Annotated in this window: 25 protein-coding genes, 1 tRNA gene and 2 pseudogenes; 15 read left to right on the top strand and 13 right to left on the bottom strand. The window is 58.9% G+C overall.

What is annotated here, in order from left to right; genetic code table 11:
- Nucleotides 1-65 precede the first annotated feature (65 nt).
- From queE to B3I26_RS00965, 4 genes and pseudogenes are all read left to right on the top strand, one after another.
- The gene (gene queE / locus B3I26_RS00980; RefSeq protein ID WP_296254303.1) at nt 66-713 is read left to right on the top strand and encodes a 7-carboxy-7-deazaguanine synthase QueE; all 648 of its coding nucleotides are present in this window, start codon (nt 66-68) and stop codon (nt 711-713) included.
- A 16-nt stretch (nt 714-729) separates the two neighbouring features.
- A complete protein-coding gene (gene queC / locus B3I26_RS00975) occupies nt 730-1,404 on the top strand; it encodes a 7-cyano-7-deazaguanine synthase QueC (protein ID WP_296254302.1) in 675 nt (224 codons plus the stop codon).
- Between the two features lie 63 nt (nt 1,405-1,467).
- Nucleotides 1,468-1,543: transfer RNA gene (locus B3I26_RS00970), tRNA-Lys, on the top strand.
- 297 nt (nt 1,544-1,840) lie between these two features.
- Nucleotides 1,841-2,073 (top strand): annotated as a pseudogene (locus tag B3I26_RS00965) (transposase); the annotation flags it as partial.
- A 7-nt stretch (nt 2,074-2,080) separates the two neighbouring features.
- On the opposite strand, the pseudogene B3I26_RS00960 reads toward B3I26_RS00965, so the two are convergent.
- Nucleotides 2,081-2,499 (bottom strand): annotated as a pseudogene (locus tag B3I26_RS00960) (hypothetical protein); the annotation flags it as partial.
- Nucleotides 2,500-2,637: 138 nt separating this feature from the next.
- Here B3I26_RS00960 and B3I26_RS00955 point away from each other — a divergent pair.
- Nucleotides 2,638-3,030: a RidA family protein gene (locus tag B3I26_RS00955; protein ID WP_296254353.1), complete on the top strand. Its 393-nt coding sequence runs from the start codon at nt 2,638-2,640 to the stop codon at nt 3,028-3,030.
- Nucleotides 3,031-3,462: 432 nt separating this feature from the next.
- Here B3I26_RS00955 and B3I26_RS00950 read toward each other — a convergent pair whose 3' ends face one another.
- On the bottom strand, nt 3,463-3,888 hold the full coding sequence (locus B3I26_RS00950) for a hypothetical protein (RefSeq protein WP_296254301.1): 426 nt from the start codon (nt 3,886-3,888) through the stop codon (nt 3,463-3,465).
- A gap of 346 nt (nt 3,889-4,234) precedes the next feature.
- Between B3I26_RS00950 and B3I26_RS00945 the strand changes: the two genes are divergently transcribed.
- Nucleotides 4,235-4,930 (top strand): haloacid dehalogenase type II, encoded by a 696-nt coding sequence (locus tag B3I26_RS00945; protein WP_296254300.1) that lies wholly within the window; start codon nt 4,235-4,237, stop codon nt 4,928-4,930.
- Between the two features lie 280 nt (nt 4,931-5,210).
- On the opposite strand, the gene B3I26_RS00940 is transcribed toward B3I26_RS00945, so the two are convergent.
- Together B3I26_RS00940 and B3I26_RS00935 are read right to left on the bottom strand one after the other, a co-directional pair.
- Nucleotides 5,211-5,366 carry a hypothetical protein gene (locus B3I26_RS00940; RefSeq protein WP_296254299.1) on the bottom strand — a complete coding sequence of 52 codons (156 nt, stop codon included), beginning with the start codon at nt 5,364-5,366 and terminating at the stop codon, nt 5,211-5,213.
- A gap of 339 nt (nt 5,367-5,705) precedes the next feature.
- Complete coding sequence (locus B3I26_RS00935; protein WP_296254298.1) at nt 5,706-6,596, bottom strand: phytanoyl-CoA dioxygenase family protein; 891 nt, start codon at nt 6,594-6,596, stop codon at nt 5,706-5,708.
- A 255-nt stretch (nt 6,597-6,851) separates the two neighbouring features.
- Between B3I26_RS00935 and B3I26_RS00930 the strand changes: the two genes are divergently transcribed.
- Nucleotides 6,852-7,745, top strand: coding sequence for an alpha/beta hydrolase (locus B3I26_RS00930; protein ID WP_296254297.1), 894 nt, complete (start codon nt 6,852-6,854; stop codon nt 7,743-7,745).
- 62 nt (nt 7,746-7,807) lie between these two features.
- Nucleotides 7,808-9,142 carry an aspartate aminotransferase family protein gene (locus B3I26_RS00925; RefSeq protein WP_296254296.1) on the top strand — a complete coding sequence of 445 codons (1,335 nt, stop codon included), beginning with the start codon at nt 7,808-7,810 and terminating at the stop codon, nt 9,140-9,142.
- A gap of 120 nt (nt 9,143-9,262) precedes the next feature.
- Here B3I26_RS00925 and B3I26_RS00920 read toward each other — a convergent pair whose 3' ends face one another.
- On the bottom strand, nt 9,263-10,060 hold the full coding sequence (locus tag B3I26_RS00920; protein WP_296254295.1) for an SDR family NAD(P)-dependent oxidoreductase: 798 nt from the start codon (nt 10,058-10,060) through the stop codon (nt 9,263-9,265).
- Between the two features lie 246 nt (nt 10,061-10,306).
- Between B3I26_RS00920 and B3I26_RS00915 the strand changes: the two genes are divergently transcribed.
- Nucleotides 10,307-11,581, top strand: coding sequence for an APC family permease (locus B3I26_RS00915; RefSeq protein WP_296254294.1), 1,275 nt, complete (start codon nt 10,307-10,309; stop codon nt 11,579-11,581).
- Complete coding sequence (locus tag B3I26_RS00910) at nt 11,550-11,708, top strand: hypothetical protein (protein ID WP_296254293.1); 159 nt, start codon at nt 11,550-11,552, stop codon at nt 11,706-11,708. Before B3I26_RS00915 ends, B3I26_RS00910 begins: the two co-directional genes overlap by 32 nt.
- 45 nt (nt 11,709-11,753) lie before the next feature.
- Here B3I26_RS00910 and B3I26_RS00905 read toward each other — a convergent pair whose 3' ends face one another.
- The 7 genes from B3I26_RS00905 to B3I26_RS00875 form a co-directional block, all read right to left on the bottom strand.
- A complete protein-coding gene (locus B3I26_RS00905; protein WP_296254292.1) occupies nt 11,754-12,728 on the bottom strand; it encodes an alpha/beta hydrolase in 975 nt (324 codons plus the stop codon).
- On the bottom strand, nt 12,725-14,206 hold the full coding sequence (locus B3I26_RS00900; protein ID WP_296254291.1) for a flavin-containing monooxygenase: 1,482 nt from the start codon (nt 14,204-14,206) through the stop codon (nt 12,725-12,727). The genes B3I26_RS00905 and B3I26_RS00900 overlap by 4 nt, the downstream gene beginning before the upstream one ends.
- Before the next feature lie 177 nt (nt 14,207-14,383).
- Nucleotides 14,384-15,184 (bottom strand): SDR family NAD(P)-dependent oxidoreductase, encoded by an 801-nt coding sequence (locus B3I26_RS00895; RefSeq protein WP_296254290.1) that lies wholly within the window; start codon nt 15,182-15,184, stop codon nt 14,384-14,386.
- A gap of 107 nt (nt 15,185-15,291) precedes the next feature.
- Nucleotides 15,292-16,383: an AraC family transcriptional regulator gene (locus tag B3I26_RS00890; RefSeq protein WP_296254289.1), complete on the bottom strand. Its 1,092-nt coding sequence runs from the start codon at nt 16,381-16,383 to the stop codon at nt 15,292-15,294.
- Nucleotides 16,384-16,960: 577 nt separating this feature from the next.
- Nucleotides 16,961-17,545: an NAD(P)-binding domain-containing protein gene (locus tag B3I26_RS00885; RefSeq protein WP_296254288.1), complete on the bottom strand. Its 585-nt coding sequence runs from the start codon at nt 17,543-17,545 to the stop codon at nt 16,961-16,963.
- 28 nt (nt 17,546-17,573) lie between these two features.
- Entirely contained in the window at nt 17,574-18,452 is an 879-nt protein-coding gene (locus B3I26_RS00880) for an NAD(P)-dependent oxidoreductase (RefSeq protein WP_296254287.1), read from the bottom strand.
- A gap of 59 nt (nt 18,453-18,511) precedes the next feature.
- A complete protein-coding gene (locus B3I26_RS00875; protein ID WP_296254286.1) occupies nt 18,512-19,498 on the bottom strand; it encodes an aminotransferase class IV in 987 nt (328 codons plus the stop codon).
- A 299-nt stretch (nt 19,499-19,797) separates the two neighbouring features.
- On the opposite strand from B3I26_RS00875, the gene B3I26_RS00870 reads away from it, so the two are divergent.
- The 3 genes from B3I26_RS00870 to B3I26_RS00860 all read left to right on the top strand — a co-directional run bounded on the left by B3I26_RS00870 (nt 19,798) and on the right by B3I26_RS00860 (nt 22,729).
- Nucleotides 19,798-20,673, top strand: coding sequence for an NAD(P)-dependent oxidoreductase (locus tag B3I26_RS00870; RefSeq protein WP_296254285.1), 876 nt, complete (start codon nt 19,798-19,800; stop codon nt 20,671-20,673).
- 151 nt (nt 20,674-20,824) lie between these two features.
- Nucleotides 20,825-21,052, top strand: coding sequence for a hypothetical protein (locus B3I26_RS00865; protein ID WP_296254284.1), 228 nt, complete (start codon nt 20,825-20,827; stop codon nt 21,050-21,052).
- 201 nt (nt 21,053-21,253) lie between these two features.
- A complete protein-coding gene (locus B3I26_RS00860) occupies nt 21,254-22,729 on the top strand; it encodes a cytosine permease (RefSeq protein WP_296254283.1) in 1,476 nt (491 codons plus the stop codon).
- 165 nt (nt 22,730-22,894) lie between these two features.
- On the opposite strand, the gene B3I26_RS00855 is transcribed toward B3I26_RS00860, so the two are convergent.
- Nucleotides 22,895-24,010, bottom strand: a complete 1,116-nt coding sequence (locus B3I26_RS00855) for an AraC family transcriptional regulator (RefSeq protein ID WP_296254282.1) — start codon at nt 24,008-24,010, stop codon at nt 22,895-22,897.
- 511 nt (nt 24,011-24,521) lie between these two features.
- Between B3I26_RS00855 and B3I26_RS00850 the strand changes: the two genes are divergently transcribed.
- Entirely contained in the window at nt 24,522-26,066 is a 1,545-nt protein-coding gene (locus B3I26_RS00850; RefSeq protein ID WP_296254281.1) for an APC family permease, read from the top strand.
- 185 nt (nt 26,067-26,251) lie between these two features.
- A complete protein-coding gene (locus B3I26_RS00845) occupies nt 26,252-26,893 on the top strand; it encodes a TetR/AcrR family transcriptional regulator (protein ID WP_296254280.1) in 642 nt (213 codons plus the stop codon).
- Nucleotides 26,894-26,958: the final 65 nt, after the last annotated feature.

Here is a 26,958-nt window from a genome sequence, read left to right as displayed (position 1 = left end):
GCAGATTGCACACAAGTGCCTGACGGAGGCGGATGGCCTGTTTAGCCGTTACGCCCGTGGCCCCTATGCAAGACACATTACGCATCACTGAAGTTTTTTACTCGTTACAGGGTGAAACGCGCACGGCAGGCTTGCCTACCGTTTTTGTGCGCCTCACCGGCTGCCCGCTGCGATGCGGCTATTGCGACAGCGAATACGCTTTCAGCGGCGGCACCATTCAAACCCTCGACTCGCTTATGGAGCAGGTTGCCAGCTACCGTCCGCGGTATGTATGCGTGACCGGCGGCGAACCTCTGGCCCAGCCAAATGCGATTCCGTTGCTTGAGCGCCTGTGTGACGCAGGCTATGAAGTCTCGGTGGAAACCAGCGGAGCCCTGGACATTTCAAAGGTGGACCCGCGCGTCAGCCGTGTCGTTGACCTGAAGACTCCTGGCTCGAAAGAGGTCGCGCGCAATCGCTATGAAAATATTGATCTGTTGACGCCTAATGACCAGATCAAGTTTGTGATCTGCTCCCGGGAAGACTATGACTGGGCCGTATCGAAGATTATTCAGTATGGCCTTGACCGTCGCGCAGGGGAGGTACTGTTCTCCCCTGTACACCGTGACCTGAATGTCCGGGATCTGGCGGACTGGATCGTCGCCGATAACCTGCCGGTGCGCCTGCAACTGCAGCTGCATAAAATCCTCTGGAACGATGAGCCGGGGCGCTGATATGAGTGAACAAGCGATGACTGAGAAACGTGCGGTAATTCTGCTGTCTGGCGGTCTGGATTCGGCAACCGTGGTGGCCATGGCCAAGGCCGAGGGTTTCAGCTGTTACACCATGAGCTTCGATTACGGCCAGCGTCACCGCGCCGAATTGCAAGCGGCCGAGCGCGTGGCAAAGGATCTGGGCGTGGTCGAGCACAAGGTGATCGGACTCAATCTGAACGGCATCGGCGGCTCAGCACTCACCGACAGCAGCATCGCTGTGCCGGAAGCGCCCGGCAAAGGCATCCCGGTGACCTATGTGCCGGCGCGTAATACTGTCTTCCTGTCCCTGGCGTTGGGCTGGGCAGAAGTGCTTGGTGCTCGAGATATCTTCATCGGGGTGAACGCGGTCGATTACTCCGGTTACCCGGACTGCCGTCCCGAGTTCGTCGAGTCCTTCGAACGCATGGCCAACCTTGCGACCAAGGCCGGTGTGGAAGGCAAAGGTTTTGCCATCCAGGCGCCGCTGCAAATGCTGAGCAAGGCCGAAATCGTCAAGGCGGGCACGCGCTTGGGCGTCGATTATGGGCTGACCGTTTCCTGCTACCAAGCCGACGATCAGGGTCGCGCATGCGCCAAATGCGACAGCTGCCGCCTGCGCGCAGAAGGCTTCGCAGCCGCCGGTGTAGCTGATCCAACGCGTTATTTTTAAATTATTTTAAATTGGGTGTTGAATTACTGAGAAAAATCAGTAATATACGCGCCACCACGAAGCGGGTCGTTAGCTCAGTTGGTAGAGCAGTTGGCTTTTAACCAATTGGTCGTAGGTTCGAATCCCACACGACCCACCATCTTCAAAACCCTGAAGGCCCACGAAAGTGTGGATTTCAGGGTTTTTTTTCGTCTGAAGGAAGGCGGGGCGCGTGTCCGAGGCGTGTTTCAATCTATCGCCGAGATGTAGACATGCAGCCGTCTGAGTCGAACCATAGTTTCGAGAGGACGTGACGTCAATCTTGTTCAGGATATGGCAGGGACGAGTGGCAAGCTGGATGTAAATGAGTCCAAGGGCTTTTCAGCAAAAAAAAATTGGTAATGGGTTGCTGAAGGAAATCGGCGTTCAAGCCCGAAATCTGAAGGGCCTTACCTTGGTTTGCGAAGCCTGCCGTTCACTCGGTATTGGTGAGTCGGCATTGCGCCGCTGGGTTGACCAGGTTCAGAAAGAACATAAAGGCGTCACCCCGCATAGCAAGGCATTGACGCCGGGACAGCAAAAAATCCAGGAGTTGGAAGCCCGGATCGCTCGGCTTGAGCGAGAGAAATCCATACCAAAAAAGTCTACCGCGCTCTTGATTTCGGAAGATCACGAGCGTTCGCGCTGATTGTAGTGGTCAACTGATCCCGGACACGACGTTAAGTCTTTTCTCGGACTGAGCATGGGGGCAGTGCGCCATTGAACCGGTGCGGCCTAATCCAGTGGCAGTGATGCATAAGATAATGACGGATACCGCACTAAGCCTCCTGGGTCGTCATGAACCCACGTTCGGTATCCACTCAGTTTCCAACCTTCGGAACACACGCGCGCGATTCAAAATATTCGGAATGTCTGATCGCGCCACTGTCGCTTTTTATAAGCATGCGAGCCCGGTTGCTTGCTGGCCAATCCCATTTCCCACGTCAGCCCACGTACCTTGAAACGGCCGATCTGCCTGCCATCTTCCTGCATCATCGACACGACAGTGCGGCTGTCGGCAGCGCTTCGACGTTGCGAGAACAACTCGTTGACGTGGCTGCGTAATCGAAGCCGCTCATTGGCGTTGATCCCAGGGGTAAACGTGCTCCTATCTTACCTTCCGGCTCCGATCGTTTAATGAGGATGACCCGGATGGACGGCGCTCTCACACCTGGGGTAGGTTTCGTGTCCATTTATATTTTAGGCTCCACGACCATGACTGATCGTCAGATCATCGTTCCAGATGGCATGAGATTGCTCTGCGAGCATGCTGGTTATGCACCAGCTGTAAAGGTAGGGAAAACGCTCTATTGCGCGGGGCAGGTGGGTCGGACGCCGGAATTGTCAGTTATCGAAGACCCTGAGCAGCAGTTTTTGGCGGCGTGGGAGAATCTGCGGCTGGTCTTGGGGGCCGGCGGTTGTGAGTTTGAGGATGTCGTCGAAATGACGACTTATCACGTCGATATGCATCGACACATGCCGACCTTTAGACGAGTGAAGGATGAAGTCTTCCCCAGGAGCACGTGTGCATGGACATGCATAGGTGTCGGTGAATTGGCTCGACCCGGCCTCCTCTTGGAGATCAAATGCATCGCCGTGCAGCGATGACTTTTCTGATACGCGCGTGAATAGGGAAGTCTTGAATGGGTATGCCCTGAAGATTCGCCAGGGCTTCGGATCGAGACAGGGAGTAGCGCACATCTGTCTGATCGGGTGTGTAGTCGCGCGATGCGACGTCGCGGATAGGAGATCCAGCTATCAGTGAGCCGGATGAGGCGAAGATCGGGTCAAGGCGTTTTGGCTGGACGCTTGCCTCATGGCCTCGTCTCCCGCGCATGATGGCGCAAGACGTCAATGCCGAGCGCGCACAGAGCGCGTCACTGCAGCTAGAGTAGCCAATTCGAGATTCTCCCTTGCCATCATTCCTGCAGTGCGCCCATCCATCTTCTCTGTTTTGGCCAGGTAGGGTTCGCGGAGGACGGCCAAAGTCTATCGCCGCAAGTCCAGGGTTTGAGCGTGTGGTCGGGCCGGTGCCCGGCTTCACGGATGCTTCGCTATCTCCTGAGGCATCGCATATTGCTCGTAATCCACCTGGACAACGCCGTGTTCCGAGTAGCTGACGTACACCACGATATTGTCGCTGCTGGCCACAATTGCATAGGGCCATTTGCCGTTGGTAGCACGGATGTGACGATACAGCGGGTGAAAATACGGGTTGGTCTGCCCCGTGGGATCGTACGGCAGCTCTGCTGTAAAAATCGCGTAGTGATCGCCATTACAGAGTTGGACGCCTTCAAGTTTGATATCCGCCTTTTCGAACACGGCGCGAACCGGATGCTGCCAGGTCGAGAGATCAACATCGTGGCAGCCGCTTGTCCTGCTGGCATAGAGCGCAGTGTCTGGTAAAACAGGCAAAGCCGACGCCAGAGAAGGCAGGAGCAGTAAACATATCAAAAGCAAACGCACCACGCGGTCACCGTCATATCAATAGCAGAGTGGGATTTGTTCAAGTCTACATGGCTGCCACTGTATGAAGAAACAAAGGCATATAGAGGCTCAGCACAGGGAGTGATATTTCCCTGGATGGCTACCAAAACCGGAAATAAAGCGCACGCCCAGGTTTTCCGGGCAGTCGTGGACCTGCCGGTCATGTGTCCATTCCCGGCACCGCCCAAGCCTATCGATCATTATGGGTGTGCCAAAACTGCAGCAGGGGAGTTCAAGGACAATCTGCTGAAAGCTGAAAACCATCCTCGTTGCCGTCTGTGATCCGATTGCTGCATGATGAGGCGATATATCGGAGAACGTTTTCATGCTCAAGCTAGATCCCCTTCCCAAAGTCATTACCTTCGACTGCTATGGCACCCTCGTCCAGTGGCACCGTGCTGTGCGGCAGGCTGCCGCCACAGTCCTCAGCAGCCACATGGCCGAAGCGTCGCAAGAACGAATCGCAGGGTTGGCGGACCGCGTGCGAGAGATAGCCACGCAGCACCAGCAGCAATCACCTTTTCGCGAGTATGAGGCGGTACTCAATGCGAGTTTGAATGAGGCGTTATCTGAGGCCGGTTATAAAGCCACGTCGGCAGACCTGGAAACGCTATTGGCCACCTTGGGAAAGATTGAGCCGCATCCGGAAGTCCCTGCCGCGCTTAGCCAGCTGCGCGAACGCTACCGCATCGGCATTGTCAGCAACACCAGTGACAATCTTATCGCCGGAACCGTAAATGCGATCGGCACGCCTATCGATTTCGTGATCACCGCCCAGCAGGCGCAAGCTTACAAGCCCGATCACCGTCTGTTCCTGCATGCGCACTCCGTCATGGGCGTCACAAAAGACGAAACGATTCACGTAGCCATGGGCCAGTTTAGTGACTTGAAGGTTTGCCATGAACTGGGCATTCGGTCTGTCTGGATCGATCGGGAGGGAGAACCACTCCATCCTTCCTGGAAACCTGACGCCGTGCTAAAGGACCTTTCTGAGCTGTCGCAATTGCTGACTCCATCCTGAAGGTGATGGTTCGGCAGCAGGTTTTGAACTGACTCTATACTGCGCAAGGCCATTGCCTGGGTAGCTTGGGCTCAGTGCTTACGCGGGGTAATTAATGCGATCAGGGGCGACTCGCTGACCTTGGCAACGTTATGGAAAGCTGCTTTTTGCTTGATCGTGAAGCAGGAAAGCCGATCTATAGAAGTATCGGCGTGAACACGTAAATCCGCCGCGATGTAGCGGCTGCTGACTCCAGTCAGCGCCGCCGAATGGCAATCTCTACGTCACACCCTTACCTGGCTCAAGCCTCCTCGTCTTGCTTGTCATCGCCATGTTTGAGCGCTGGCTTCAGACCTGGCTGCGGCGCGTGCTCGGCATCGGGCGCGATTTCTTCGCCGTGGTTCTTTTTCTCTTGCTGGACTTTTTTGTCGTGGGCGACGTTGCGTGGGTCGGTCATGGGAATTCCTTGATTAGGCAAATGATTCACACACCCGTCGACGCGATACGCTGGTTGTTAGCGCCTGGGCAAGATTTGGAGTCAGGTCTGGCTAAAGCGTTCAGCGAATTCCGATCGGCAACAGCCAGATAGGCAAGCGCCAGGAATTTACCGTGACATTGCATCGGGTATCAGTGATCTCTGATCAAATACAACACACCCCAGGTAGAAGCCAAACGATCGCTCACAAAGATCATTTGGCTACCCAAGGCAGGTAGGCGCAGCGAGCGGTATTGGTGAGGTTCGCACCCGCCTGCCAAAGTTTGGTGCAGGCGCGGGCCTATCGATTGAACGGCGCGCTCAGTCCAGTTCGAGGACTTTGGCCAGTTCGACGTAGTCCAGACTCCATAGGGTGCCGCCGCCGAGTTTCTGGTTATGTTGTGAGCGGAAGCCTGTCAATTGTTGGGCTCGTTTGCTCAGGGTGCGGGCCATCTCCAGCGGCACGGCGAACGGGTAGGCCTCTTCAGGTACCAGCCAGCCTGGGCAGAATGCCAAGGCCAGGGCGCGACGTGGGCGATTGGACACGTTGGCGCCGCCGCCATGCACGACTTTGCCTGAGTAGAGGAATGCATCGCCTTTTTCCATGACCACTGGGATGGTCGGCGTGTTCTCGATGCGTTCGCGATCGTTGAAATCGGGCCAGTGCTGGCTGCCCGGAATGATACGGGTAGCACCCATCTCTTCGGTGTATTCAGACAGCGCCACCAGACAGTTGCACATGACTTCAGGCCCCGCCGGGCCCAGATTGCGGAATACCGGGTAGTTCTCCAGATCGCGGTGCAGGTACTGCAGTTTTTCGCTCGGCTGGATTTCGATGATCTGCGCGGCGTTCATCCAGTAGGCGTCGCTGGTTTCCAGCATCAAGGTATCGATGTAGGACAGCAGGATATCGTGGTCGAGCATCTCTTCGCGGAAGGTCTTGCTGCGGCGGATCAGTTGCGTCACGCGCTTGGTCTTCTTACCGGCGAACTCCTGCATCCAGTCAGGCCCGGTGTTGCCTTCAGCCCAACCAGCGACGATCGGGTCCATCTCGGCGTTGAAGCGGTCCACTTGGGCGCTGAACAGGCCCTTGATGATGACGCCACCGTCTTCATCGATGATTTGCTTGACGATCGCCGGTGCGGTGCCCGCAGGCACTTCGCGCAGTTTGGTCATGGCTTCGCTTGGGATATGGCTTTGCGTGGCAAGCATGGGATTCTCCAGTCCTACGGGACTCTCAGCGCCTTGCGCAACGGCGTAAGGCATGACATGAACCGATAGTAGGACTGGGGTGGAGGGCCAAACAGGTGGATGACGGCCAATTTTCTACGTTTTGAAGGCCAACGTTTTTTGGCTGTCAGCCACAGAAGTTTGGCCACCGCTAACCTGTGCGCGAGCGCCATCGAACTGCAACATCTGCTGGAAAAGGGCCGTGTCGACACCGGTTCCTCGTGCCAGGAGATGCTCATGCGTAGCGATATCAGCTTTAAAACAACCGATGGCCTGACGCTGAAAGGCTGGCTTTATTTACCGACGGGCGCTGGCGGCCAACACCCCGCTATCGTCATGGCTCACGGTTTTACTGCGGTCAAGGAGCAGTACCTGGACCGCTACGCTGAGGTCTTTGCACAGAGCGGCTTCGCGGTGCTGGTTTATGACAACCGTAACTTCGGCGCCAGCGAAGGCCTGCCGCGTCAGGAGGCCGACCCGCAATTGCAGGTCCGCGATTACCGCGACGCGATCACCTACGTCAGCAGCCTGGATAACATTGATGCCTCGCGCATCGGCGTCTGGGGTTCGAGCTACAGCGGCGGTCATGTGTTGCAGGTCGCCGCCTTCGATCGCCGGGTCAAATGCGTGTCCTCCCAAGTGCCTGCCATCAGCGGCTCCGCCGACGTGAGGATGGCGGTGCGTCCTGACTTGTTGCCGGGCTTGATCGAAGCCTTCGAGGCCGATCGTGCCGCCCGTTACGCCGGTGAAGAACCGCTGCTAATGGAAGTGGTCGCCGAAGATCCCAAGGCCGACTGCGCGTTGCCTGGCCAGGACAGCTACGACTTTTTTACCCAGAGCGGCGACACCGTTGCCCCGGCCTGGCGCAACGCGGTCACGCTCAAGAGTATCGAATTGCTCAACGAGTACGAACCGGGCTACGCCATCGATCGCATCAGCCCGACGCCGCTGCAGATCATCGTTGCTCTCAAGGACACCGTCACCGTACCGGATGCGGCGCTCAAGGCCTACGAGACCGCCTTGCAACCCAAGCATCTGGTGCTGCTGAACTGCGGTCACTTCGACCCGTACCTGAGTGAATTCCAGGCTTCCAGCAGCGCCGCCGTAGAGTGGTTCAAGCGCCATCTGTGATCGATCTTCTTCTCTAACAACCCGTTTCCAAATCCGGTCTGCCCGCTCCAAGGAATCTCACTATGTCAGCTGCAAAATGGCCCGAAAATCACAGCCAGTCCAAAGCCCTTTATGACCGCGCGACCAACGTCATGCCCGGCGGCATCACCCGTATCCTGCCGTGGCAGGAACCCTTCCCGGTGTATGCGGGTAGTGGTTCGGGGGCTTATGTCACCGATGTCGACGGTACTCGCCGTCTTGACCTGCTCAACAACTTTGCCTCGCTGATCCACGGGCATGCCCACCCGGCCATCGTTGCGGCCATTCAGGAGCAAGTCACCAAGGGCACCGCGTTTACCTTGCCGACCGAGCCCGAAGTGGCGCTGGCGGAAACCATCTGCGAACGCGCCGAGAGCTTCGAATGGGTGCGCTTCTCCAACTCTGGCTCCGAAGCGGTCATGTGCGCGATCAAAGCGGCGCGGGCGATCACCGGTCGCTCGAAAATCGTCAAGTGCGAAGGCGTCTACCACGGCTCATACGACTATGCCGAAGTCAGCCTGGACTCATCACCGGAGAACTGGGGCCAGGACCCCAAGTCCATCGGTTACTCCAAGGGCGTGCCGGAGGGCGTCAAGAACGATGTGGTGGTGATTCCGTTCAATGACGTCGAAGCGGCCGAGCGCATCATCCTTGCCAACCGCGACGCCATTGCCGCGATCCTGATCGATCCGGCACCGAGCTACTTCGGTTTCGTTCCGGTCTCGGAGGCGTTCATTAGCATGATCCGTCGCGTAGCGACCGAGATCGGCGCAGTGTTCATCCTCGACGAGGTCATCACCTTCCGTGTCCATCGCGGCGGCGCGCAGACACGCTTCAACATCAAGCCTGACCTGACGGTGCTGGCGAAGATCATCGGCGGTGGTTTCCCGGTGGGTGCCGTGGCCGGGCTGCGCAAGTTCATGCAGGTCTTCGATCATCGTGAAGGCAAGCCTTTGCTGCCCTGGAGCGGTACGTTCACCGCCAACCCGATCACCATGACCGCCGGCAAGATTTGCCTGGACCTGTACACCCAGGCCGAGTCCGATCGCCTGGACGTACTGGGTGATCGCCTGCGTGCGGGTGTCACCGAGGCGTTCGCCAAGGCCGGCTTCCCGGGCCAGGTCACGGGATTCTCGTCGATGTTCATGGTCTTTGGTCACCCGCGTGAGATTCGCGATTACCGCAGTGGCTATTCCAGCAAGGAAGAGTCCAAGTGGGTAACACGGCTGCAACGCAACCTGGTGCTTGAGGGCTATCACATCGCTAAAACCGGTAAGGCGTTCCTGTCCACGGTGATGACCGAAGCTGACGTTGATGGCTTCATCGCGGCTACCGAACGTGCTGCACGTCAGGCTGTGAAAGAAGCTGCCGAAGGCTGATCGCTTTCAGCCATAAAAAACGGCGCTGCCCTCGCGGGTTGCGCCGTTTTTTATTGCCTCGCAGAGAGCTCGGTCCCACTTGTACACGTACCTGGGGATGCGAGCTCTGGGCTTAGGTGTTTACTGCGCCGTGTAGGCGCCGTCGACGGTCAGCAGCGAGCCGGTCATCCATTGAGCGTCTTCGGAAGCAAGGAAGGTCACAGCTTTTGCCACGTCCTGAACGTTGCCGATGCGCGGCCAGGGCGTGAGGTCTTCCAGCAAGGTCTTGATCGCTGGATCGTCCAGCTCCTGGCGCACCATGGCGGTGGCGAGAAAGCCTGGGCACACGGCATTGACGTTAATTTTTTGTGCAGCAAAGTCCACCGCCAATTGCCGGGTCAGGTTGTTAACCGCGCCCTTGGAAGCGCAATAGGATGCTTCCTGGGCCAAGCCGACCAGTCCGCCGATTGAAGAGATATTGACGATCTTGCCGCGCGTTCCGGTTTCGCTGACGTCCTGCTTCATCATCTGTGTGATCGCGAACTTGCAACCCAGCCAGGTGCCCTTGGTGTTGACGTTCATGGTCAGGTCGTAATCGGCTTCGGTTTCTTCGACGATGGTCTTGAGCTCCACCGCCACGCCGGCGTTATTGATCATGATGTCCAGCCGCCCGAAACGCTCGACCGCGGCGTCTACCAGGGCTTGCATGTCGGCGTAACGCGAGACGTCGGCCTTGACGAAAATCGCTTCGCCACCTTTGTCGCGGATCAATTGGTCAGTGTCGATGTGCAGGTCGTTCTCGAAGCCTTCCGGGCGGGCACTGCTCTTTAGATCCGAGCACACCAGGCGGGCGCCCTCGGCGGCCAGCGCAAGCGCAATAGCGCGGCCATTGCCCGAACTCGAACCGGTGACAATGGCTATTTTATTGTTGAATCGCATGAGTCGCCTCCATCGGCAAGCAGGGGGGGCACAAAGGGGGAGTGCCCTCGATCAAGTGTCTCGCTAGGGAGTCTAGGAAGCCTTGGCAGGCGTTAACAGGTGCAAAACGGACAGCGGACGTAACGGTTCATGGATCGCGCGAAGGTCATTGCGCGAGGTGAATTTGGCCGCAGGTAACCTGTTGAATCGGGGCGGCGCGACGTTAGCCTCGCGGCAATTACAATCCGTTTTCGAGGCGCTGAAACCATGTCGACATCCCCAGACAATTCTCTCAGGCGCGATACGCTGGATACCAAGGACCTGGTCCTGCTGGTGCTTGCCGCCGTTGCCCCAATGGGCATCGTGGTGTCACTGACTACGCTTTCGATCGCCCTTGGGACTGGCGCGGGTACGCCTGGCACCTACATCGTGGCGGCGCTGATTTTTTCGGTGTTCGCGGTTGGCTATCTGAAGATGAGCCAGCGCATCACCAACGCTGGCGCGTTCTACGCCTACATAAGTGCCGGTTTCGGCGAGCGCGCTGGTCGTATCGCCGCCTGGCTGGCGGTGATGACCTACAACGCGATCACAATCGGAACGTTCGGCAGCCTGTCATTCTTCAGCAGCCTGGTACTCAAGGACCTGACCGGTATCGACCTGGCGTGGCAGTGGTTCGGGGTGTTGTGGCTGGCTGCAACGCTGCTGCTGGGCTATCTCGATGTGGGGGCCAGCGCCAAGGTGCTGGCCGTTGCGCTGTTGCTAGAAGTGATCAGCCTGTTCGCTTTCGACCTGGCAGTGCTCTGGGATAAGGGCTTCCACGGCTTCTCGCTGGAAGTATTCGATCCATCGCTGGTGCTGGGTAGTGGCGCCGGCCTGAGCCTGATCCTCGGGCTGGGATCGTTCATAGGTTTTGAAGCGACGGTTATCTATGGCGAAGAAGCTCGCGATGCTCGGCGTACCGTGTCACGCGCCACCTACACCGCGATCGCGTTGATTGCAGTTTTTTACCTGACCACCACTTGGGCGATGGTCTCGGCGGTGGGCGTCGAGCAGGCCAAAGTCAGCGCCGCAGCGGATCCGGCGTCGTTCCTGTTCATTATCAATACCCAGTACGTCGGCATTCTGGCGACCCAGATCATGCAGGTGCTTGTGATCACCAGTTTGTTCGCGGGCTTTCTGGCCTTGCACATGAGTGCGGCGCGCTACCACTTCGCGCTGGCGCGTAGCGGCCTGCTGCCGGCCTGGATGGGCAAGACCCACCCTAAATATCTTTCGCCGTTCAACGGCACCGTCGTGCAACTGGCGCTGGTGGGCGCAGTGACCTTGGCATTTGTCGCCGCAAACCAGCATCCCTATCTACAGATGGGGGTGGCGTTGTTTGGCATGGGGGTGTTGGGTATCGTGTTGCTGCAGTGCCTGACCAGTTTTGCGGTGCTGCGCTATTTCAGGCGAGAGCGTCGCGGTGAGTCGCTGTGGAGTACGGCAATCGCACTTGTTCGGTGGGGTGAGCATGCTGGTGGCATTCTTGCTGATGATCGATAACTACGCGGTGATGACTGGCAGCGATCAATGGTGGGTCAACCATCTGCCACTTGTGTTCCTGCTGACGCCGGTGCTGGGGTTTGTCGGTTCGGTGGAGCTGGGTAAGGCGAAGGTGGTGCAGCCTTGATCCGCTGCGGCGAGGGACATAGCCCCTGCCACAGGGTTGTTTTTGTCAGCGCTGGTGAGCGACGTGAGCCGCAATGAAGTCCGCCGCTTGGGTCAATAACCGGCGGCCGGTTTCGATCTTGCCGGCACTGGTCAGCAGGCCGTGGGCATGGCGGGGCAGGTGATGGTGAACCACTGCCGTGCCTGCTCTGGCGGCTGCGGCGGCATAGGCGATTCCCTCGTCAGCCAAAGGGTCAAGGCCTACGGTGGCAATGAAAAGATCCGGCTGCACACGTTCCGCAGCATGTAACAACGGCGATAGCCGGGCATCCGTCGGGTCCTGACCTGTTGGCAGGTATTGCTCCCTGAACCAGTACATTGACTTTGCGGTCAGCGGGAATCCTTGGCTAATCCGCTGGTACGAGCCATGACTGGCGGTCAGGTCCGTGACCGGATAGAACAGCACCTGAGCCCTGAAGCCAATGCCCTGGAGCTGATACTCGGGGTGATTGGCCAGTACCGTTGCCATGTTGCCTCCGGCGCTGTCGCCAGCCACCACTGCGTTGGTCGGATCGAGCCGTAGCTCGCCGGCGTTGTCGCGGACGAATCGCAACGCCGCCAGGCAGTCGTTCAGCGGCACCGGAAACTGCTGCTCCGGTGCCAGACGATAGTCCACCGCCACAACGCTGGCTCCGGACTGATTCGCCAGGCTGCGGCAGAGGCTGTCATGACTGTCCAGATTACCGATCACCCAGCCCCCACCGTGGATGAAGAACACCAACGGGGTCACGGCGTAGGCGGCGCTGCTGGCCGGTCGATAAACGCGCAGGGCAGCGCTGCCTTTATCGACCGGATATTCCAGCGTCTTTACCTCGGCGACCGCTTCCGGAATGACCCCGTTGGCGGCGCACGCTTTCAGGTAATTGGCCCGAGCGTTGGCCAGCGGCACGTCCTGAAAGGACACCTCGCCGTTGGCCCGGAACGCCCGGACCAGGTCCGCCGCATCGGCGGCGACCTGTTCCAGCGCAATGGCCTGACTCATGAGGCGGTTTCGCTTTGAACGCCCGACAGATGAAAATCGCTGGCGCGCCAGTCGGTGGCCAGGGCGCGGTATTCGTCCACCGTGCCGGACCAATTGTTGATCACTTTGCCTGCGGCATTTTTGTACCAGCTGGAGCAATCGGATGAGAACGCCGAGGACTGCATATTAGTCTGCAGGGCGTCGTTGTAAGCACTGAAGGCATCCTCCTTGACGTCCAGGGACTGGGCCTCAAGTGTCTTCACGGCCTGGATGATATAGCGCTGCTGGATCTCCAGCATGGTGATGATCGAGTTGTGGTTCAGGTTGGTGTTCGGGCCGTAGATCATGAACAGGTTAGGAAAGCCCGGGACGGTCATGCCCAGGTAGGCTTGGGCACCGTCCTGCCAGCGTTGATGCAGCGTCTGACCATCGCGACCGATCACTTGCAGGTCGCCCTGGAAGGCCTGGCTTTCGAAGCCGGTACCGAAGATTACGACATCAAACTCATGCAACGTGCCGTTGCTGTCGACGATCCCTCGTGTCATGAAGTGGTCCACAGCAGCGGTTTCCAGGCTGACGTTGCTGCGCATCAGCGCCGGGTAGTAGTCGTCGGAACGCAGAATGCGTTTGCAGGCGAACTCATAGTCAGGCGTGAGTTTGGCGCGCAATGCTGCATCCGGGACCTGAGCTGCGAGGTGTCCGCTGGCCATCTTGATCCCTTCCTGCTGGGCATCGGTGCCGTGGCGGGTACGGGCAAATCCGTTTTCGCGAAACGCATGCAATTGTCGACGGCTTTCGTGAAACAGGTCGGGTTCGGCGCTGTAGGCATCGAGTTGATCTTCGGAAAAGACGATCTGGTTGCGCGGCATGATCCAGTTGGCACTGCGCTGGAACACGGTCAGGTGAGCGGCTTCTTTGGCGACTTCCGGCACATACTGCACCGCGCTGGCAGCGGCGCCGATGCTGGCGACTCTCTTGCCCGCCAGTTGTGCATCTTGCGGCCATTGCGCGGAGTGGAAATACTGTCCGGCGAAGCTCTCCAGACCCCTGAAGGCCGGGATGGCTGGTTTGTTGAGCTGGCCCCACGCCGGAACGAAAAAGCGTGCCTGCAGGTGTGAGCCGTCGGCCAGTTCGAAGCTCCAGCGCTGGGCGCTTTCATCCCAGCGCGCCTTGGTCAGCTCGCTGTTGAGCTGGACATGCGGCAGCACGTCGTAATGCGCGGCAAGGGCATCCATGTAGCGCAACAGCTCTTGGCGATCGGCGTACATCCTGCTCACACGCAGGTGCGGAAAGAAGCTGTAGCAGTACAGGTGGGATTCGGTGTCGCAGGCCGCGCCCGGGTAGGCGTTGTCGCGCCAGACGCCGCCGATACGACTGCCGCGCTCCAGCACAATGAAGTTTTCAATGCCTTGCATTTTCAACTGGGCGGCCATGCCCAGGCCGCCAAATCCGGCGCCCAGAATAACGATGTCGTAGGTCGATTTTGCTGCGTTCAACATGAGCTTTTTCCTTGTTCTTGTAAGCGGAAGACGGCCGGGCGTTCGTTTTGAGGTGAGGGGTCGTACCCTACCTGTGAACAGCGAAAGGACTGCGCATCAGGGGCCGGTCCGGTGTGTCAGCCACATCGTGGGTAACTGACACACCGCAGCGGCGGATTCCTGTAGGTGTTTGTTCTGTTAAACCGAATAGCGCGATAAAGTCTCGCCGCCGTCGATACGCACCAGGTCGCCATGGATATAGCTTGAGCGCTCCGAGGCCAGGAACACCGCAAGGTCGGAGACGTCGTCGATCTCACCCCAACGCTTGAGCGGGATCGTGTCAGCAAAGTCGTCGACGTACCCCGGCTGTTCCATCAGCGCGCGGGTGAGGGCGGTCTTGGCATATGTCGGGCAGATGCCGTTGACGCGGATGCCTTGGTGACCGTATTCGATGGCCAGGCAGCGGGTCAGGTTGGCCTGGGCGGCCTTCGAGATGTTGTACACCGATTGCCATGGATGCCCACCCAACCCTGCGGTGGACACCAGGTTGATGATATTGCCGCCACCGCCTTGAGCCAGGAACGCTTTGACCGCCGCCTGGGCACCGAAGAAGGAACCCTTGACGTTGACGTTCAGGCAGATGTCCAGATCCGCTTCGCTGAAGTCATGAATCAGCTTGCCGTCACGGTAGACGCCAGCGTTATTGATCATCACATCGATGCGCCCGAAGGTGTCGGTCGCTGCTTGCACGAGGGTCGTCAAGTCGTCGCGACGCGTTACGTCACACTGTTGAAAGATGGCCTGCCCGCCGCGTTCGTTAATCAGTTGCGAGGTGGTCAGCTCGGGCTGCTCGTCGAAGCCTTTAGGGTTGCTGGCCTCGCTGATATCACCGATCACCAGATGCGCGCCTTCGGCGGCCAGTTTCAAGGCGATGCCGCGGCCCAGGCCAGTGCTGGCGCCCGTGATTACAACGACTTTGCCTGCCAGTTTCATGTCCATCAATAGGGTCCTTCAGGAAGTAAGGCTTGATAGGGGGATGCTTGAAGAGGAGTCGCCACAGCGCGCTTACAGTGAAAACGCGCGGTAGCAATCTCTGCATGCAAATGTCAGCTGGCAGCAGCCATGCCTCGTTCTGCCCAGACGGCCGGGGGATACAGCGGCTGTCCGCTGGCGCTTTTGCCACGGCTCAGGCGAGAGGCGTATTTGCCGCCGTTATTGAGCACGCGATACTCGCGCGGTGAACGCCCGGTCCAGCGCTTGAAGGCGTGCCGGAAGTTAGCCGCATCGCTGTAGTTGAGCTGCTCTGAGATGGCTTCAGTGGTCATCGGGGTGTTGAGCAGGTAACGGATCGCCAGCTTCTTGCGTACCTCAACCAGCAACGCGTTGTATGAGGTGCCCAAAGCGTCCAGGCGCCGGCGCAGGGTGCGCGGTGACAGGTGCAGGCGATCGGCGATATCCGATAGCGAGGCGATGCACTGGCCCGAGCCCAGCAACAGGTTCTGCACCTGATAGCTGAGGTCGTATTTTTGAATCAAATCACGCAGCTGCGCCTGGCATGTGGCCCTGCAACTGGCGTGGGTGATGCTGTTGGCCTGGGCCAGTTTGCTGTCAAGCCAATGGCTGTCGATGCGGATGGCCGTGCGGTCGCAGTTGAAGCGCACTTCCATGCCCAGGCTGCTGCATACGCGCGCTTGTTCTTGCGGCGTAGCGTCGATGGCCAAGTCGATGCCCTGGCACTTGAAGCCCAAGCCGAGAATGTCCTGAAGAAGAGTGATCAGCTTGGAGATTTCCAGGTAATACCAGAATCCCTCCTGATCGCTGCTCAGGCCGTATTGATCGCTGAGCTCCAGGTGTGTGCTGTCCTCATCGTCGTGGATGTGCAGACCGAGCTTGAAGTTCATCAACAGCCCGAACTGTGCGGCGACGTCCAGGGCTTCGCGCAAGGTGGCGCTGCTGAGCAGGGCGAAGCCGACGATGCCGTAGGAGGTCAGGTGCAAACGCTTGCCAACCTCCAGGCCTAACAACGAATTGCCGCTGCTGCGATTGAAAGCGGCATGAATGAGCGCGTGCTGATTGAGGGAGAGTCTGCTCCGGGGGTTGTGCAGGTCGCAGGGAGCAAGACCTCCAGCGGCCAGGCATTCAGTGAGCTGGTGCTCATCGAAGCCGGTGACGTTCACGGCGGCGAGCACTTCCGCCATGGAAAAAATCTTGTCGTCGCACGTTATAGGTGTTGTGTCGATCGGTCCCATCATGCAGCCCTCACAGCGATAATCACGCAAATGGATCGCACGGCGAGGCGCGATCGAAAGGAGATATCCGCGTCGAATCGGTGGTTGATCACAAGCGTGGCTTGATCAATAAACATTCCGGATTCGACGCATTGGCTTGGGCAGGCCGGGGGACTCCGCGCAAGAGCAGGGCATCAAGTTGCGAAGCCATGCGAATGCAGCCGGATCGATTGAAAACCGCAAAAAGGGGTGGTGCTTCACGCTGCTGAGCAACGCTTTTACACGGGTCTTTGACCTCATTTTTTTATCTCCTGACCTTTCGGGTCCGACCTGCGGATCCCTGTTTTTGTTGGTCTATCAGGTAGAAATTACGTTTGCACGCAGACCTTGAAGAGCACTTGTCAGTCAACTAGGTCGTGTGACCGATTAAATATGGTCACTTGACCTAGGTCAAGTGACAAATGTGCGTATTCGACAAATACTCGTCTTCTTGATGAGCTTTTTCGCCGTGCGGGATTCGAGGCTGGACGCGGGTGAGGCAGGTTAACTAAAGGGCCAGGGCCGGAGTCTGCAGGGGAAGCGTGGCGGGGTATTGCTCCAGGGTGGCGCCGCAGTCACTGCCCAGGTAAGTGAGGGTTGCACCGAGGCTGCGGCAAAGCGACATGAGGCGCTCGTAGACACGGCGCGGGCCGGCGCACACTAGTTCGCAGTCGCTTTGGCCAATGCTGTCGGCCTGACCGTTAAGGCTGATCTCCAGATAATCGATATGCTCGCTGCGTGCCCACTCACCCATGGAGCGCGCCGAGCAGGCCGACCGTGTCTGGGTGGTGTTGAAGCTGATCAACGCCTTGCCGTGCAGTCCGAATGTGGTTTCGGGGCTGCACAGACGCGCGTTAATCAGCAATTGGTCGGGAAAGCAGGTGATCACGATGTCGCTGCTGTCGACCGCCTGCTCCAGGTTGCGCAGCAAGGTGAAGCCTTCGCAGGGCGCCACCAGATTGTTGCGCAGAGGGTCCAGCCCGGCGACTGCAAAGCCTTGCTGCGCCAGCGTGCGGGCAATGTTATTGCCGACGTGGTCAAGGCCGATGATGGCGACGCGTTGTGGGGCAGGTGTGCGGGCTGCAGGGGTCATGATGAAATGCTCTCCGGCTGATTATTATTCAAGGTTGCATGGCTTTATAAACGGCGGCGATGTCCTGATTGCCCATGCCGGCAGTCTGGGCCAGGCGGCAGTAGCTCAGGTAGGCGTCGGTGCTGGCGTGGGGGACCCCGGCGCTTAGCAAGGCATCCAGGACGACTTCCTGGCCAGCGACGTGGACATCCACCGAGGCTTGTTCACCTCCGTATTCGCCAGCGCTAATGCGCGCGGCAGCGGTGTCGATACCGTCCACTAGCATGTCGGTCATGATTGACGACAGCGTTTTGAAGGCGTCCACCGACACACCAGCGGAGGAGGCCAGCACGGCACCTTCGAGCCAGGCGGCGAACGCGCCGAAATAAAAGGCGTAAAGCGCCAGATAGGCAGGGGTACAGGCTTTCGGGTCGCAGCCCAGGTAGCGCGGGTTGCCGCCAAGGAGCGTCAACGTCTGCTGGTGCTGCTGCCAGGCGTGCAGATGACCGGAATAAAGAATCGCAGTGTGGGCAGCGCCGATGTCCTTGGGGTAACACAGGATGCCGCCATCCAGGTATTGGGCATTGTGTTCTTCGCTCCAGCACGCGAGCCGTTCGACATCGGTGACGGTACCTGTGCTCATGTTAACCAGCGTCCTGCCACCCAGGTCGAAGGTGGACTCCAGGCTCTGCAGAAGGGCTTCGGACGCCGCCTTGTCGATCATGCAGATGATGATTAGGTCGCTGGCCAGCAGCGCCGACGGTACATCCCTGGCCAGGGTGGCGCCGGCTTGCACCAAGGACGCAGCGCGTTCGGGGCTGCGATTCCACACGGTGACCGCACAACCGGATTGCACCAGCGTCTGGGCGAGCACGCCGCCCATGGCACCCAGGCCCAGGACGCTGACGGAAGGATTAGCTTGGGACATGGACATTCCTCTGCGGGTGGGGCGGCGACCTTCAGGGCCACCACCTTGGGCTGCTTGAATCAGACGTTGGCGGGCGTATCGAAGTCCACCGCTGAACCCAACCAGCCGTCCCAACGCTTGGTCCAGTACAGGTTGTGCAATTGGCTGGTCAGTTCGCCCGGGCCCGCCGTGCCGCCCAGCACGCGGTCATCCACGCTGTTGATCGGCATGACGCCACCGGCGGTGGAGGTCAGGAAGGCCTCGTCGGCATTAAGCAGCTGCTCGACGTGGACGCGCTCGACGTGCAGCGGCAGGCCCAGCTCTTTGGCCAGCTCCAGGGTGGTCTTGCGGGTGATGCCTTCCAGACAACCCGAATCAGGGGTGTACAGCGCACCGTCCTTGATCAGGAAAATGTTCGAGCCGGGCGCTTCGGTCAGATAGCCGTCGGCGTCGCACAGCACCGACCATTCCTTCTTCGCGGCGCGGGCTTCGAACAGCGACAGCTTAAGGTCCATCCAATGGAAGTTCTTGGCCGTAGGGTCAACCGCTTTCGGTGGGATTCGGATGTAATCCTTGCTGACCAGCACGTCGATACCGCGGGCCCTTTGTTCGTCGTCGCAGATGAACACGTAAGGCACCACGAACGCATAGAAGCGGTTTTCATAAGCGGCAGGGTTGGTCCTGTCGTCGCCGTCGGGCATGAAGCCACGGGTTACTGCCCACCATACATACGCCTCTTTCGCGCCGGCCTGCTTGATCAGGTTCTCGAGGATTTCGATGGTTTCGGCTTTGCTGTAGGGGTTGGTCAACTGGAACTTGCGGCAGGCACCTTCGAAGCGTTCGAGGTGATCTTCAAGGCGGAACAGATAACCCTTGCTCACGCTGACGACGTCGTAACAGGCATCGGCCTGGGTGAAGCCCAGATCGGATATCGGGATGGCGGCGTTGTCGATGTCCACATAAGTGCCGTGGATGAAAGCCGAACCGTGACCGTATTTCGGGTTATGTGCCAACCGGACGTGCGCCGGGTCGTTCAACATGATGTGGTCCGCTTTGATGATAGCCATCGCTCGCTCTCTCTCAATAGATGAAATGAATGCCTGTGGCATGTGCCATCGCTTTTGCCTGTGCGCTCATCTTAGGGGGGGCAAACCGAGCGCCAACAGGTGAGAAGGGGCCAAGTTAGCAAGGACATGCGGCCAGCTCGCCAGCCATCCGTTCGAAACGGCGGGTGTCCCGCCAGGGTCATGTTGTTGGCCCAAATTCACCTTTTGTCCGGGCTGGGGGCTGCCTAAAGTCTGGGCAAGCCGGCGCACTGACGGCGACGCATACCACCCGATGCACACCACTTGAAGGGATACCCGGCATGACACATTCGAACGTGACATTCATCGGACTTGGGCAAATGGGCGCGGCGCTGGTGCCACCTTTCATCGGTGCCGGTCTGCAGGTCACCGTATGGAACCGCTCGATTGCCAAGGCAGAGCCCTTGGTTGCCCAGGGTGCGGCAGCGCAGGCCAGTTTCGTCGAGGCGCTCAAGGCCTCATCGTTGATCATCGTCTGCCTGTCCGATTACGCCAGCAGTGATGCCCTGTTTCTGCGGGACGGCATCGCGCCATTGCTCAAGGGCAAGACCCTGGTGCAGTTCACCACCGGCGACGCCAAACAGGCCCTGGCGGGTGCCCTTTGGGCGGCGGAGATAGGCCTGAATTATCTGGATGGCGCCATCATGGATTATCCGACCAAGGTCGGTAAGCCCGAATGCATGCTGCTTGTCTCGGGGGCCAGGGCGGTGTGGGACAGCTGCAGCGAAGAGATGCTGTTGCTGGGTGGTCGCATGACCTACGTCGGGGAAAAGCCCGGCGCGGCCAACGTGCTCGACGGCACCCTGCTGACCATGTACTACGGCAACACGTTCTCGCTGATGCAGAGCGCAGCGATGCTTCAGGCCGAGCATCTGGACATCAAGGATTTCGCCACCGCCCTGCAAGCGTTCAAACCGGTTATCGAGAGCACCTGGCAGCGCACTATCGATGCCATCGAACGGCGGGATTATTCGGGCAACGAAGCCTCGATCCATGTGCATTTACTGGGCGTGCAGTCGCTGCAGGCGCGGGCAAAGAATGCCGGTATCGAACACAGTCTGCTGGGGCTGTTTACCCGTTACGTGGATCAGGCCGCGAGCACGGGCCATGAAGCGGATGAGCTGCCGGCAGCTTATGAGGTTTTTCGTCCTCGATAAACGTGAGGATGACCGCTGCGCACCTGTTGAGGATTCGTGGCCCGGTCATAATCGGGCCGTGGATGGGCTGCGTTGCAACCGCACGCGCCAACGTCCGAAAACAATAACGATTCCCTAGAAACCCTGCCTCGTTCAGTTTCAGGAGTACCGAATGCGTGATGCAACCCGCTTTCATCTGTTGGGCGACCATTGCTTTTTGATTGACGATTCCCTTGGTGATCTTGACCTGGACCTGGTGAAAAGCCTGGTCGCGCTTGGCTCTGCCGAAAATGCAAGCGACGAGACCAGCCAGCCCAGTCGTTCGATCCTTGTGTCAGCGGCCAGTTGGCTCTTCGCCGGTGTGCTGCTCTGGGCTCTGCTGGGCCTCTACGTCAGCTGACGCAATGCATGACCTCGCGGCTGATGCATCTCAACAATGTCGGCTACGGCGTAATGGCGGTGACGGTCTTTGAGATGCTCAAGCGCTGACATCGGTACTTTTCCTCCCGATTAACCCTGAAATTGACCTCGGCGCACCTGTTTGCCGGGCATTGCTCACTCATAATTGTTGCAGGCTTTTTCAACGGTTAGAGGGGGTGATATGAGTCATTCGGATACCAGCGAGCGCGCGGTCAGCGCCCGTGAGGCCCTGGCTGGGCGGCTGCCGATTCAGGGGCAAGATCGCCTCTACAAAGGATTCGGCACGCTTGTGGCAGCCTGCGTCGCTATCGGCGCGGCCAGTTTCAATTACTTGTTCGGCGCCTCCATTGCCTATATCGGCAATACCAGCATCGGCATCCTGGGTTATCTGATCGGCTTGGTCGTCGGCTTGGCGCCGGTGTATCTGGCCTCGGGGCTGATCAGCTACCGCCACGGCGTTGACCCGGTGGATGCGGCGAAAAGTTCGATGGGCACCCGCGGTTCGTCGCTATTGCTGGCCTTGATCCTGATCACCACCCTGGGCTGGTCCTTTGTACTGATTGCCATGACCGGGCAGGCCGCTGGCCGGCTGCAGCAGATCCTCTTCAATCCCGGGGGCGAGATCGATAACGGCTTCGTCGCTGCGGTTTCAGTGGCGATGCTGGGGTTGGTGTGGATCCTGCTGAAGAAAGGCCCGGCGATGATCGCCTTGCTGACGCGCTACACCTCGCCCGCGATCCTGATCATTGCTGGCGTGCTGCTGTACCTGATCACCCGTGATGTGGACCTGACCGCCCTGTTGCACACCAATGTCGATCCCAAGCTGGCCTATACCTCCGACCCATTGCTGCAGTTAGCCTATGGCGTCGAATTTGGAGCGTCCAACGCCATGACCAGCGTGCCGTTCTTCGGCGGCATCGCCCGGCTGATCCACAAACGCCGGCATGTCATTACCCCCTCTTTGCTCGGCGCCGGGGTCATTGGCGCAGGGTTCACCTCGGCAGTCGGTGCCCTGGCGGCCATCGCTACCGGTTCCACCGAACCTGCCGAGTGGGTGGTCAAGACCGCGGGCAATGGCTTGGGTACGGTCATTGTCTCCTTGTTATTACTGGCTAATCTGGGCACGTTGATCAGCTTCTTTTACTTTGCCGGGGTGTCAGTGCAGCAAGTGCGCTTCTTTGCCAGAATGCGCTGGGAGCTGATCATCGCCGTCCTGCTGCTGCCAGGTCTGGTGGTGGCGTTCAACACTCAATGGCTGATAGGCCATGTGATGAACTGGCTGGCCTACAACAGCGCCATGTTCGTCGGCATTGCTGCGGTGATGCTCACCGATTACCTGCTGTTGCGCCGTCAGGTGTTGTTGCCGGCACACCTGTTTGTCAAGGACAACCAGAGCGCCTACTGGTTCTGGGGCGGGATCAATTGGGTAGCCATGCTGATCATCGTTCTCGGCGTGGGGGTCTATCTGATGCTGTTCGATCCGCTGTCGCTGCAGGTCGGTCCGACGTTCCGGTACGTCGGTGCATCGATCCCCACGTTGTTGATCTGCATCGTTGCGTACTACGTTTTGATGCGCCTGGTGATCGCCACCAGTTATCGCGGCGGTTACCGCAATGTCGTGCAACTGGCTGAGAAGAAGGTAAAGGTAGGGCTTTAGGCGACTACGGATAGCAACACCCCAAGGCGTTCTGATGAGCGCCTTTGTTTTGTATGGCGGGAGTTGATTACGAAGGTTAGTACCGGGGCTGCAGGCTGGGCTTACGGGGCAAGGCTACGGGCATTAGCCCCCAAAGGCCCCGATTGCTGAGGCCGTTTGCAGGGCTCAGGCGTGAGCGCGGGCCATCGCGCCGCCGCTGGCGCCAGGCAGAGCGAAGGCCGGTGGCATGCTCCAGGCGATCTCGCGGTTTTGCGAGCGGAAAGCGCGGGGCGCGGTACCGGTCCAGCGCTTGAATGCGTGACGAAAGTTGGCGGCGTCGCTGTAGCTGAGTTTCTCGGAAATCGCCTCGGTGGTCAGCGGCGTGTCCAGCAGGTAGCGGATGGCGAGCTTCTTGCGTACGTCCTCAAGAATCAGGTTATAGGAGCTGCCCACCGCTTCGAGCTTGCGCCGTAAGGTACGCGGCGACAGGTGTAGCCGTGAGGCGACTTCAGGCAATGGCGGAATGCGATCCGGCGAGGCCAACAGCATCTTCTGGATCTGGTAGCAAAGATCATAGCGCTGGCTGAGCTCGCGCAACTGCGCGCTGCACAGGGCCTTGCACGATTGGTGAGTGATGGCGTGCGACTGGGGCAAGGGCTGGTCGACGTAGTGGCGACTGAAGCTGATGCAGTTGTCCAGGCAGTTGACCTGTACCGGCACACCCAGCGCCCGGGAGATGGCCTGGGCATCGCCTGCTTCGGCATTGAAGTTAAGGCGCAGTGCCTGGGCCTTGAAGCCATGACCGAGCATGTCGCCGAGCAGGGTCAGGATCTTCGCGCTCTCCAGCAATGTGGAGAAGTATTTGTCGATGCCCAGCAAGGTGAATGTCTCTCGCAGGTACAGGTGGGCGACCTCGCCGTCCACTTCCAGGTGCAATTGATGCTTGAGGTTGGCCAACAGTCCGAAGTGATTGGCGATGTCCAGTGCGTCAGGCAGCGAGGGGCAACTGAGCAGGCTGAAGCCGAGCATGCCGTAGGCTGTCAGGTGCATCTGTTGTCCCACACGCAGGGCCAGAAGAGGGTCCTGGCGGTCGTAGCAGCAGCTGCTCAGTGTTCCCAGCCACTGGCTCAGCGACAGGCGCGTGGCGGGGTCGTCGATTGTGTCGACTTGCAGGCCATGAAGTGCAAGAAGCTGCGCCACGAACGAAGGCTCGTTGCCGTGGATGGCTAACAGCGCTTGAAGTTCGACAGTGGAGAAAACGCGGTCTTCAGGAGTAATGGGTGACGCTTGCACTGACACCATTGTACGGCCCTCATCGGCTAGCCAAGTCGTTCCAAAGCAGAGCGCAGTAGAGGCTCCGGTTGAAACGTTGCAGGTAACGCGGTCTTGGCAGGCCGGGGATCGTAACGATGCTGCAGATGCAGCGAGCAAAGCGATGCGCTAGGTCGACAGATGGCGCCTTGCCTGATCTTGTATCGATCAGGTCGTGCGACCTATAAAACATGGTCGATTGACCTAAGTCAATTTTTCATCCCCTGCGTGTCGTTCATGTCGCGAATAGGCATGTGCATCTTTTTGCGCGGGGTCCGGCATTTCACGCAATGATCTACGCCGCTGAAAGTGCATTTCCCGACCGGATTTTCGATCCCCTTAAATGACCCACAGAAACCTGTTTGACGCTGCCGCCGGCCCCTACTTTTAGTGCCCACGAGGTTCTGATTGCAGGGCTCGGTCCGGTGCCGCGTGTCGGCCCCGATGTGTTCAAACGTTGCGTCTGACGCTATCTCTCAGGGTCATACAGAAGGGCTATCCCGTGAGCACGACAAATAATCTCTCCAATGTCCAGCCAGACGGTGTGTCCATAGTTGCCACCGAGCATATCAGTCAAGTATTTACCCCCGGTGCCGGCGCGCCGCTGGATGGCCATCGTGCCGTCGAGCTGATCAGCTCGGGCCTTGAAGGGGACATGGGACTTTTCCGGCTGATGGGCGCCGTATTGGCGTTCGCGGCGCCGCTGGTGACCGTGGCTGGGTACATCTCCATCATTGTCATGTTCGGCGGCATTGGCGCCCCGGCAGTCTATTTGTCAGGGCTGGTGCTGGTGGGGGTCTTCGCCGCCGGGTTCACCGCCATGAGCCGCTTGTTGCCCAATCCAGGTGCCTATTACGCTTACATCACTGCCGGTCTGGGCCGGGTCGCTGGTTTGGGCTCTGCATTTTTGGCGATATTCACCTACTTGATGATGTCCGCCTGCACCTACACCTTCTTCGGCGTCTCGGCCTCGACCCTGGTGGCGAGTACATTGGGCGGGCCGGTGATCGAGTGGTACTGGTACGCCATCGTCATCTGGGCAATCGTCGGATACTGCGGCTATCTGAAACTCGAAGTGTCGTCGCACCTGCTGGTCGTCGCGATGGTCATCGAACTGGTGGTGATCTCGGTGTTCGACATCGCGGTGCTGATCAATGGCGGGCCGGAAGGGCGCTCGGTGGAGCCGTTCACATGGCACGCGTTGACCGGCGGCCAGTTCGGCCTGGCCATGTTGTTCGCCGTGCTGTGCTTCAACGGTTTTGAAGCCACTGCGGTATTCCGTGAAGAAACCAGGAATCCGGAACGAACCATTCCACGGGCGACCGGCCTGGTGGTTGCGCTGATCGGATTGTTCTTCGCAGCGTCTGCCTGGGTAATGGTGACGGCATATGGCGTTAGCCACGCGGTTGAAGTCGCCACCAACAACACCGTCGGCATGTTCCCGGACGCGATGGGTAAATATGTCGGGCAATTCGGCGTCAACCTGGCGGCGGTTTTGGTGGTCACGTCGATCTTCGCCGGCCTGCTGTGCATGCAAAACATCATGTCGCGCTACCTGTATTCCTTGGGCATCGACGGCGCACTGCCCAAGGTGCTGGCCAAAGTACATCCACGCAACAAATCCCCGTACATCGGCTCTCTGGTAGCGACCATCGTCGTCGCCTTGCTCGAAGTCCCGTTCATTTTCAACGGTGCCGATCCCGCGACGCTGTATGCGCATCAATCAGGAGTCGGTGCCTATGGTTATCTGAGCCTGATGCTGATCACCAGCGTAGCGATTGCGATGTACTTCCTGCGCAAACCGACGCCGGCAAAGGTCTCGCGGCTGCGCACGTTCGTCGCGCCAGTGGCTGCAGCGCTGGGCCTGGGCTATGTGTTCTGCCTCGCTGTGATCAACTTCGAGACCCTGGTGGGTATCAGCGGCGACGCCGCTGTGTTCATGCAGGTGGGCATATGGGCGATACCGATCGTCGGCATGCTGCTGGCGATATACCTGAGGACCGCCAAGCCCGAATCCTATCGCCGTATCGGGCGCCAGGACCTGTAGATGCGGGCAGTTGGCCGACCGGGTCATTCGTCCTGGAATTAGGTCGATTGACCCTGGTTTGCCCGGTTCAGTACACTCCGAGCAATCATGATGGGGCGCTCCCACTGTAGGTATGGCCGCAGGGTTGCGCCCTCTGCGCTGCGGCAGGCATTCTGTGTCACAGGCTTGTGCTTTGGAGTACATCAATGTTGAGTGAATTTTCGCGAGCGCAATCGCTGTTCGAGCGTACTGCCAGCCCTCGTGAAAAAAAACGGGTGCAACGCATAGAGGATATTATCGACACCGCGGCGACGATCTTCGTGCGCGATGGCTATGCGCAGTTTTCTGCCCGTCGGGTCGCCAGTGAGTTGGGCATCAGCCTGAGCAATCTCCAGCACTACTGCGGCACAACCGAAAATCTGCTGCTGTCGGTGATCCGCGCCAAGATCGAAGTGTTCGTGACCCAGTTCGTCGGCATCGCTGGCGACACGTCGCGGCCTGCCGAAGAGCGGCTGATGGACGTGATCAAGCAGGATATGGAAGCGGCGCGCGATCCCTGGATTGCGTCATTTTCGTTCCAGAGCTGGGCCCTGGCCGAACACGATCAAGCCATCGGCGAGCACTTGAAGGTCATCTACGAGACGTTCTGTCGGATGCTGACCAAACTTATCCAGGAGGTCAATCCGCAGCTTGCCGAGGCTCGTGCCAAAGTGTTTGCGGTACTGATCGCATCGCAGATCGAAGGCGTTCTGTTCTACCACAAGCACACCGATGCGCTGACCGATAACTGGCAAGACACCCTCGATACCATGTTAGCCATGTGGCTGATGATGATTCGCGCTGGCTGATCCCGGTCGGCCGTCACTCCCCGTTTTTAGGTCACTGCTCACCTGTTGGACCTTCGGCCGGCGCT

Origin of the sequence: Pseudomonas sp. UBA5706, from assembly GCF_002419965.1 — a bacterium.
In the GTDB taxonomy this organism is placed as follows: Bacteria; Pseudomonadota; Gammaproteobacteria; order Pseudomonadales; family Pseudomonadaceae; genus Aquipseudomonas.
This window is presented reverse-complemented; position numbering and strand designations above follow the sequence as displayed.